This window comes from Gemmatimonas sp. (genome assembly GCF_041689975.1).
GTDB lineage: Bacteria > Gemmatimonadota > Gemmatimonadetes > Gemmatimonadales > Gemmatimonadaceae > Gemmatimonas.
In genome coordinates, this window is sequence record NZ_JBDNFF010000157.1 from 1 (window position 1) to 9,312 (window position 9,312).

At 63.7% G+C, this 9,312-nt stretch carries 6 protein-coding genes and 1 pseudogene; all 7 read left to right on the top strand.

All coding sequences use genetic code 11. The features are described 5' to 3' along the window. Positions 1 to 2,221: efflux RND transporter permease subunit (locus ACESNG_RS10340; RefSeq protein ID WP_373068858.1), on the top strand; the 2,221-nt coding region annotated here is incomplete at its 5' end. A 198-nt stretch (positions 2,222 to 2,419) separates the two neighbouring features. Then, complete coding sequence (locus tag ACESNG_RS10345) at positions 2,420 to 3,280, top strand: NAD(P)-dependent oxidoreductase (RefSeq protein WP_373068860.1); 861 nt, start codon at positions 2,420 to 2,422, stop codon at positions 3,278 to 3,280. 75 nt (positions 3,281 to 3,355) lie between these two features. Then, complete coding sequence (locus ACESNG_RS10350) at positions 3,356 to 3,595, top strand: hypothetical protein (RefSeq protein WP_373063189.1); 240 nt, start codon at positions 3,356 to 3,358, stop codon at positions 3,593 to 3,595. Positions 3,596 to 3,613: 18 nt separating this feature from the next. After that, complete coding sequence (locus ACESNG_RS10355; protein ID WP_373063191.1) at positions 3,614 to 3,796, top strand: hypothetical protein; 183 nt, start codon at positions 3,614 to 3,616, stop codon at positions 3,794 to 3,796. A 244-nt stretch (positions 3,797 to 4,040) separates the two neighbouring features. Further along, a complete protein-coding gene (locus ACESNG_RS10360; protein ID WP_373068862.1) occupies positions 4,041 to 5,582 on the top strand; it encodes a protein kinase domain-containing protein in 1,542 nt (513 codons plus the stop codon). A gap of 158 nt (positions 5,583 to 5,740) precedes the next feature. Further along, a complete protein-coding gene (locus ACESNG_RS10365; protein WP_373068864.1) occupies positions 5,741 to 8,656 on the top strand; it encodes a TonB-dependent receptor domain-containing protein in 2,916 nt (971 codons plus the stop codon). An 11-nt stretch (positions 8,657 to 8,667) separates the two neighbouring features. Next, positions 8,668 to 9,312, top strand: a pseudogene (locus ACESNG_RS10370) (hypothetical protein); the annotation flags it as partial.

A 9,312-nucleotide genomic window follows, 5' to 3' on the forward strand; every position in this document is an offset into this window, starting at 1 on the left:
CGACGCCATCAAAACCGCAGCGGCATTGCGCGCCGCCATCAAGCAGCTCGAGCCCACCATGCCGCCAGCGGTACGACTGCGCATCAATGCCGATGAAAGCGAAGATTTGAAGAAGGAGCTCGACGATCTCGCCTTGCGCAGTGTGATCGCGTTCGGATGTGTACTGCTGGTCCTGGCGTTCACCTTGCGACGTTGGCGCGCGGTGGCCGTGGTGATGGGCACAACGGCCGTCGCCATCGCCGCCACGGCGCTGTCGCTGTACCTGTTCGAGATTCCGGCCAATCTGCTCACGCTGGCGGGGCTTGGCATGGGCGTCGGCATTCTGGTGCAGAACGGGCTCGTGGTGGTCGAACGACTTGGCACCGAACCCGATACGCCCGATGGTCGAGCCCGCGCGACGCAGCGCATCATGCCGGCGATTATCGGCAGCACACTCACCACGGCGGTGGTGTTGTTCCCGTTCCTGTATCTGCAGGGCGACACGCGCGCCGCCTTCGTACCGTTCGCCGCCGCGTTCGTGTTCGCGCTGGGTTGGAGCGTGTTCACTGCACTGCTGGTCGTGCCGGCACTGGGGAAAGGAGTAGCAGCGCAGAATACGGCGTGGCCGAAGCTGCGACGCGTTTACGCGCGCGTGCTCGTGCGGCTGCTCCGGTGGCGCGCCGCCACGATCGTTTGCGCGGTAGCGGTGTTGGCGGTGCTCACGTGGGGCTTCGTGAAGAAGGTGCCGCGTTCGTCATTCGGTGGATTCGGCGAACGGCGCACATCACTCAGCGTGGGCCTGTCGTTTCCCCGCGGCTCCGATCCCGGCACACTCGATCGCGGCATGGCGGAGTTCGAGCGGCTCGTAGTGGGGCGCCCCGAAGTGGAGCAGGTGCGCGCGGCGGCGCGATCGGGCACGTCGGCACAGATGTCGGTGTTGTTCACGCGCGCTGGTGGTCTCACTGCGGTGCCGTTGGAACTGCAAGAGCTGCTCACTCAGCGCGCCGTGTTGATCGGTGGTGCGAGTGTGAGCGTGGTCGGTGATGGCCCGGGCTTTTCGAGCGGTGGTGGCGGATCGAGCTTCGCGACCTTTCGCATTCAGGTGCGTGGCTACTCGTACGAGGGCGTGGGGCGCGTGGCAGACGACCTCAAGTCGCGTCTCGAACGCATCACGCGCGTACGCGAGGTGCGCATCAGCAGCGGTGGGTATTTCGGTGGAGAGCGCGGCTATCAGGTCACACTCGAACCGGATCGTGCCGCGCTCACGCGATACGGGTTGAACGCCTCGTTGCTGGCCGGCGCGATTGCGCGCGAAGTGCGCGGACCGGTTGGGCGTCAGCTGCTCGAGATCGGCGGCGACGAGTTGCCGGTTACGGTAAAAGCAGCGGGGGCGCGTGACCGCAGTCTCGAGGAGTTACAGGACGCGATCGTCCCCACGCTCACCGGCGCACCGGTGCGGATCGGCGATGTGGCGAGTGTGAATGCGCGCGAAGCCCTCAGCACGATCGTGCGTGAAGACCAGCAGTACATCCGGCAGGTGTCATACGATTTCCGCGGACCGTCCAAGCTGGCACGCCGCACGCACACCGCGTTCATGAAATCGCTCGCCGCGCCAGCGGGTTACGGCATCATCGATCTCACCGACGGCTCGCCGTTCGATCGCGACAAGAGCGAGCAGGGGTTGTATCTGGTCTTCGCGATCGGCGTGGTGTTGGTGATCCTCGCGGTGGCGTTGGTGTTCGACTCGATGTGGGGCGCGGCGCAGGTGTTGCTGTCACTGCCCTTGGCCATCGGCGGCGTGGTGGCGGCATTCTGGCTACTTAAGGCAGCCTTTACGCGCGAGGCTGCCGTGGGTGTGATCCTGGTGATCGGCCTGGCCGTGAATCAGGCCATTCTCCTGACCGACGCGGCCCTCGAGACGCGACGGGCGCTGCGCGAGGCGGGACTCGACTCGCGCTTGCATGCAGGGCAGGTGCTCCGCGCGGCGCTCGACCGGGCGGGCATGATCGTGATCGTCACGTTGGCCGCCATGGCGTCGCTCATTCCGCTGTCGATCGGAACCGACGCCACGCGCTTGTTCGGCGCGATCGCACTCGCCACCGCCGGCGGCACGATCGCCGGAACACTCGGCGTGATGTTCGTCATGCCGGCGCTGCTGGTGGGGCGGCGAGTGGGCCGCGTGCGGCGGGTGCGGAGGCTGTTCCGCTGGCGCCGGACCGTTGTGCCTACTGCTGGACCGTAAGTTGACGCGAAGGGCGCGAAGTCACGCGAAGAACAACAACGAAAATGCATTTGCTGTTCTTCGCGGCTCTTCGCGTTCTTCGCGCCCTTCGCGTCAACTAACGATCTCGAGAACCGCACCGAAGTCTCGGCAGAGTCTGCCAAGCCTCGCAAAACACACAACTTCAGAGCCAACGCACGATCGGCTATCTTTCGCCGTATGACCACTATCGCGTTTCTCGGAACGGGGCTGCTCGGGAGCGGCTTCGTGGAAGCCGCCTGTCAGCGCGGCGATACGGTGACGGTGTGGAATCGCACCATCGACAAAGCTCGTGCGCTCACAGCATTCGGCGCGATCGTCGCTCACACACCGGCCGATGCGGTTCGCGGAGTGAGTCGCGTGCACCTCGTGCTCAAGGATGACGCCGTCGTGGAGGACATCATTGCGCAGCTGCGCCCGGGGTTGTCGCCCGACGCCATCATCGTCGATCACACCACGACACAGCCCGCCCTCACCGCGGCACGGGCCACACGCCTGAATGCCGACGGCGTGCACTATCTCCACTGCCCCGTCTTCATCGGACCCGCCGCCGCGCGCCTGAGTCAGGGTATCATCCTCGCCGCCGGCCCTACGAGACTCTACGAGTCGGTGAAGGACGCGCTCAGCGTCATGGCCGCGCGCGTCGAGTACTTCGGTGAGCGCTCCGACCTAGCCGCCGCGTACAAGTTGATGGGCAACGCCTTCATCATCGGCATGGGCGCCCTGCTGAGTGACGTGTTCAGTATCGCGAAAGGCAGCGACGTCGCCCCCAACGACGCCCTCAAGCTGCTCGAGTTCTTCAACCCCGGCAACATTTTGCAGGGGCGAGGACGCACGATGGCCGCCGGCAAGTTCGACGCGAGCTTCGAGCTGGTGATGGCGCGCAAAGATGTGCGCCTGATGATGGAAACAGCGGGTGGCCTGCCGTTGGCCGTGCTGCCCTCGCTCGCGGCCCGCATGGATGCCGTGATAGCCGAAGGGTTCGGCGCCGCCGACTTCGCCGTCATCGCGAAGGACGCCATCATGAGCACTGGCGCGTAATCCGTACGACCGAGGCAACTGCGGGAGGGGGTGCGGTGACCAAATATCGTTGGTGCCTCCTCCAAGATCGCTGGCGTGCGCGAGCTGAAAGACGGGCGGCCGCTCGTCGTGGATAGCCGCGACAAGCTCGTGCAGCTCGTCACTCTCACGGCCAACAGCGCGCAACACGCGTGGACGGTGCTGCCCAACGGCACTCTGGTTCCCATTCCCACTTATGACAAGTTCTCGGCCCGAGTGGACGACGACGACCTGCAGTACCTCCAGCGCTTCCAAGATCGAGCGGTACCTGCTAGTTTTATGGTGTTCGGGTTTTGAACCTCTGCAAGGCCATCCATGCCGTTCTTTTCGTATCCCGCCAACGCCGATTGGCTCCTGCCGATCGTCAAATTTCCGCTGATGCTCATTTCGGCGATTTTCAACTTGATCATCGCGATTGGTCCTATCGGTCAGATAGCCGTGGTCGCGATCATCATTGCGCTCTTCGCGAAGAACATCATGGGACCGGCCCACCCGTAACGTACCACGGTGCCGTTGTGTGCGTCCGCCGGAATGGCTGAACTGATCACACAGAGAAAAAGAGATAAAGAGAATAGGAGAACACCGAGCGACTGGCTCACGTGTTCTCCTTGTTCTTTTTAGGCTCTTTTTCTCCTTTGCTCTTTCCACTGTGTGATCAGTTCCGGGAAATCAAACGATCCCACAAAGTGTACGAACGTTCTGGCCTGTTCGGGGTGTCCAATCCCGTGTCCCTCATCACGCCATGATCACCCTGCAAGAGCAAATTCAGCGCCGACTCGGCGACGACTTCGCCATCGAGCGAGAACTCGGGGGCGGTGGCATGTCGCGCGTGTACGTGGCGTACGACAAGCGGCTCGATCGGCGCGTGGTGATCAAACTGCTGCGCCCGGAGCTGTCGGCTGGTGTGAGCGTGGAACGGTTCCGTCGTGAGATTCTCACGGCTGCGGCCCTGCAGCATCCGCTGATCGTGCCGGTGCTCGACACCGGCGAGATCGACGGGCTGCCGTACTTCCTGATGCCGTTCGTGGACGGGGAATCGCTGCGGTCGCGGTTGCAGCGCGGATCACTGGGCGTCGTGGACACGGTGCGCATTCTCCGCGATGTGTCGCGGGCACTCACGGTGGCGCACGCGCGCGGCGTCGTGCATCGTGACATCAAGCCCGACAACGTGTTGCTCGCGAATGGGGCGGCCGTGGTCGCAGACTTCGGCGTCTCGAAAGCTTTTGCCGAAGCGCGTCACGGCGATCGTCACGACACCGACGATCTGGAGACCGGACCGTACACGACCGCCGGTGTTTCGCTGGGCACTCCCGCGTACATGGCGCCGGAACAAGTGGCCGCCGATCCGGCCGCCTCTTACCCCATCGACCTGTACGCCGTGGGCGTGATGGCCTACGAGATGCTCGTCGGGGCGCCACCCTTTGCCGATCGCTCGCCGCAGCAGGTCATGGCGGCGCACATCGCCGAGCAACCGGTACCGGTGCAGCGGCACCGTCCGGACATTCCTGCAGCGTTGGCATCGTTGATCATGCAGTGCCTGGCGAAGGATCCCATCGAGCGACCCGCCAGTGCGGCGGCGTTGGCGCAGGCGCTCGATGACCCGCAGGTGATCAGTGGATCGTTCACACCGATCCCCGATAACGGCACCGGTGCCACCGCGATTCGAGCGCTCACCGGTGCGCGCACCGGCGCTCGCGCCCCCGCTCGTGCAGGAACGCCGTCGAGGAGATGGCGCGCGCTGTTGGCCGGCGTGAGTGCCATGCTGGTGGCGGCGTTGGCGTGGATTGCCGGCTTGAACGAAGGCGCGGCCGCGGCCAACGATGTGGTCACTGTGCGGCCGGCGATGACCGCACTCGATACGGCGCCCAGTGTGGCGGTGCTGCCGTTCGTGTACCTCAGCGCCGATTCGTCGCAGGCCTTCGCCGCCCAGGCGATCGCCGACGCCATCACCGATGCGTTGTCGCGCGAGAAGGGGTTGCGCGTGATTTCCCGCTCGGCCGCGGAGGCGCTACAGAAGCGTATTGCCGCTGGCGATACCACGCGACTTCCTGTACGAACGCTGGTGGAAGGCGTCGTGGAAACAGAGGGAGACAAGTTTCGTCTCACGGTTCGACTGGTGAATGCCGCCGACGGGTTCACGCTGTATGCCGACCGACTGGAAGGCATGAAGGGCAACCTGTTCGCCATGGAAGACGAGGTGGCCGGTGCCATGCGCGACCTGTTGCGAGCACACTTCTCACTCACGGGCACGGGCACGGGCAGCGGCGCACAGCGGCCCTCGTAGCGGGTCGGGCTGAATGAAGGGAGGGACTAAACGCGATTGGTGAGGACCAAATGATTGACAAGTGATTCACTGGAGCCGAATCTACTCGGGAGTCCGTTTTCCAGATCTCGCCTGCCTCCCCTTCCTGGCAGTGCGACGCGCTTCACCCCATTCACCTCATGGAGGTCCTGATGCGCTTCCGCCGACACGTAGGCGGCCGAGCTCTCGCGGCTCTGGTCGCTGCCTTGGCAGTTGGCAGTTCTATCACGCCTGTTGCCACCGAGGCGCAAGGCGCGCTCGGCACCGTCCGTGGTACCGTGACGAACAGCGGTACCGGGGCACCACTGGCGAACGTGCAGATTGCCATTCCCGGCACGACCTTGGGCGCGATCACGAATGCATCCGGTACGTTCACGCTGGCGTCGGTACCCGTCGGCAATCAGATAGCGCGCGCGCGCCTGATCGGCTACCAGCCACTCGACAAGCCTATCGTGGTGACGGCTGGTGCCATCACGACCGTGACCTTCGCGCTCACCGTGAGCGCGCTGTCGCTCGATGAACTCGTCATCACCGGTACCGGTGGTTCGGCGCGTAAGCGCGAAGTCGGTAACTCCATCGCGCAGATCAAGCTCGCCGATATTCCGGAAGTCCCCACCAACGTCACGAATCTGCTGTCCGGGCGACTGGCCGGCGTGACAGTTGGCGGTGGTGTCGGTAACGCCGGCAGCGGCGCCGCGATCCGTCTGCGCGGCACGACCAGCGTGTCGCTCACGAACCAGCCGCTCATCTTCATCGATGGCGTGCGTACGCGCAGCGACGAGTACCCGCGCAATGGTATCTTCACCGGTACCACACAGCGCGGCGCCAACTCGAGCTCCAGCCCGCTCAACGACATCAACCCCGACGATATCGATCGCATCGAAATCGTGAAGGGCGCCGCCGCGGCCACGCTATACGGCACCGACGCCGCTGCCGGCGTGATCCAGATCTTCACGAAGCGCGGCGTGGGTGGTGCGGCGAAGTGGCAGGTACGCTTCAACGGTGGCGTGAGCAGCCTGCGCAAGTTCGGCACCGACTCGGTACCGCTCCTCTACATGGATCCGTTTCTGCGCAACGGCGAGGGGACCGGATTCATCCCGGGGCTCGACAACTACGCCGCTCGCTATGGTACGTCGATCCAGGTGTCCGGCGGTTCGGGCGAAAACCTGAAGTATCTGCTCTCCACGAATATCGACAACACCGACGGCGTGCTGCCCAACGACAAAGACCGCAAGTATCAAGTGCGGGCCAATCTGGATTTCCAGCCCATGAAAAAGCTGGCGATGAACTGGAGCAGCGCATACACCAACAATCTCATCGATCAAACGCCGGCCGGAAACAACGCGCAGGGCCTCACGCTGAACGCGTTTCGCCAGGACCGTAACTATTTCGGCAACGCCAACCCGGACACCATCCGCCAGGTGCTCCAGCAACAGCTGGCCACGAACATCGACCGCTTGATCATGGGTGTGACGGGAACGTTTACCCCGTTCACTCGCTTCTCCAGCCGCTTCACGGTGGGCTTCGACCGCGCCGCGCTCGAGAACCGGAATGTACGGCCGTTCGGTTTCCCGGCTGCGCCGTTCGGTGTCATCCAGAATCAGCGTTGGTCGAACGTCACGCTCAGCACGGACTGGGTGAACAACTACGATTTCAATCTTGGCAGCAGCGTGAAGGTTACCGCCTCGGCGGGTACGCAATACGTCAATTCGCAGGTGGGTGACGTCGTTGCGCTCTCCCAGAATTTCGCCACGCCGTCGGATCCGACCGTGGCCAGCGGCGCCATCAGGAACGCCGACGAGAATCGCCAGCGTATCATTACGGGCGGCGCCTTCGGTACGGTGCTCTTCGGCGTCAAGAACCGCTACTTCGTGACCGTGGGCGGCCGACTCGACGGCAATAGTGCCTTCGGTCAGGACTTCGGCTTGCAATTCTATCCGAAGATCAACGCGTCGTGGGTGGTCTCCGACGAGTCGTTCTGGAAGGAAAAATACGGGACGCTCAAATTACGCGGCGCGCTCGGCTCCGCGGGGCGTGCGCCCGGGGCCTTCGCGGCGGTGCGGACGTACAGCCCGATTCCTTGGGGATCGGCGTCGGCGGTACGCCCCCTCAACCTCGGCAACGCCGAACTGGGCCCGGAGCGGACCACCGAAGTCGAGCTGGGTTTCGATCAGTCGCTGTTCAGTGGTCGCACGTCGGTCGACTTCACTTACTTCAACGCCACCACCACCGACGCCCTCTTCAGCGTGCGGTCCGTGCCCAGTGAAGGCTTCCTCAACACGACGTTGAGAAACGTCGGTGAAATGCAGAAGTCGGGTGTCGAACTGGCGCTCAATCACGACATCATCACTCGCGAGAAGTTCGGACTCAAGGCGGGAATCAACTTCAGTACCAACGTGAGCAACGTCGTCAGCCTCGGTGGCGCGCCGGCGTTTTCCGTCGGCAACTCGGGATGGGTGGTCGAAGGCAAGCCGGCGGCGGTCGTGCGCGGTAAGCTCATTCGTAACCCCGACGCCCGTGGCGTCGCGCCCGACACCGTGTCCAATTATGATTTCGGACCAAGCCAGCCCACCAGGATCATCGGTGGCAACGTTGACATCCGCGGCTGGAAAAACATCAGGCTCTCGGTGCGTGGTGAGTATCAGGGTGGCGCGTTCATGGAAGAGCAGGCGTCGTTCGCCGCTCTGTCACGCTCGGTGCTTTTCCCCACCTGCTTCGACGCGTTCAGGAACATTGCGGCGGGCCAGCCGATTACCGTACGTGAAACACTCACGTGCATTCCGGCCAACGTGCGGTCGGACATGTTCATCTTCAAAGCGGACTTCTTCCGGATTCGCGACATCTCGCTCACCGTGCCGCTCGGCAAGCTGATTCCGCGCACCGCCAGCAGCACCTTCGTGTTCTCGGCGCAAAATATCTTCCGGAGCAACTTCGGCATGCCGCTGTTCGACCCCGAGATGACCAACAACGATTCGTTCAACGCGGTCGTCCGTGGTATCAACGAGCAGATTCCGGCGCCCGCCGTCTTCCTGATGTCACTCCGCATCTCTTACTGAGGAACGTGCTGATGCGTACTTCGATTACCTCACGGCGCGCACTGACGCCGCGCCGTATGCTCGGCGTCGTGGCACCGCTTGGCGTGCTTGCCGCACTCTCGGGTTGCGCGCTCGATGCCGTCAACCCCGGACCGATCCGGGCCGAAGCACTGAACAACCCGTCGGCGCTGAGTTCACTCGTGAACGGCGCCGGCCGCGACCTGTCTGAAGCACTCAACTGGACCGCGTACACCGGCGGCGCGGTGAGTCGTGAGATTTTTCCGGGAGGGTCGACCGGTGCCTTTGGCATTTCCGTGCAGCAGCAGAGTGGCAAACTGAGCGACGATGATGGCGGAAACTGGTGGAATTTTTCCCAGCGCGCCCGTTGGACATCGGAAGACGCGGTTTCCCGCATCAAGACGGTGCTCGGTACCGCGTCGGCGAACAATGTCACCCTCGCCCAGGCGCTCGTGTGGGCCGGCTATGCCAATCGCCATCTCGGTGAGAATTTCTGCCAAGGCGTGATCAACGGTGGCGCCCCCGGACCGCACACCGTGTATTTCGAGCGCGCCGAAGCAAACTTCACCGAGGCGATCGCGGTGGCGACGGCGGCCAACAACACCAACCTTGCACAGGCAGCCACCGCAGGTCGGGCGTCGGTTCGGTTGCTTCGCAAC

What these genes read in the sequence shown, in the direction of transcription:
- ACESNG_RS10345 (WP_373068860.1), top strand. Translation starts at nt 2,420, where the DNA reads ATGACCACTATCGCGTTTCTCGGAACGGGGCTGCTCGGGAGCGGCTTC.
- ACESNG_RS10355 (WP_373063191.1), top strand. Translation starts at nt 3,614, where the DNA reads ATGCCGTTCTTTTCGTATCCCGCCAACGCCGATTGGCTCCTGCCGATC.
- ACESNG_RS10360 (WP_373068862.1), top strand. Translation starts at nt 4,041, where the DNA reads ATGATCACCCTGCAAGAGCAAATTCAGCGCCGACTCGGCGACGACTTC.
- ACESNG_RS10365 (WP_373068864.1), top strand. Translation starts at nt 5,741, where the DNA reads ATGGAGGTCCTGATGCGCTTCCGCCGACACGTAGGCGGCCGAGCTCTC.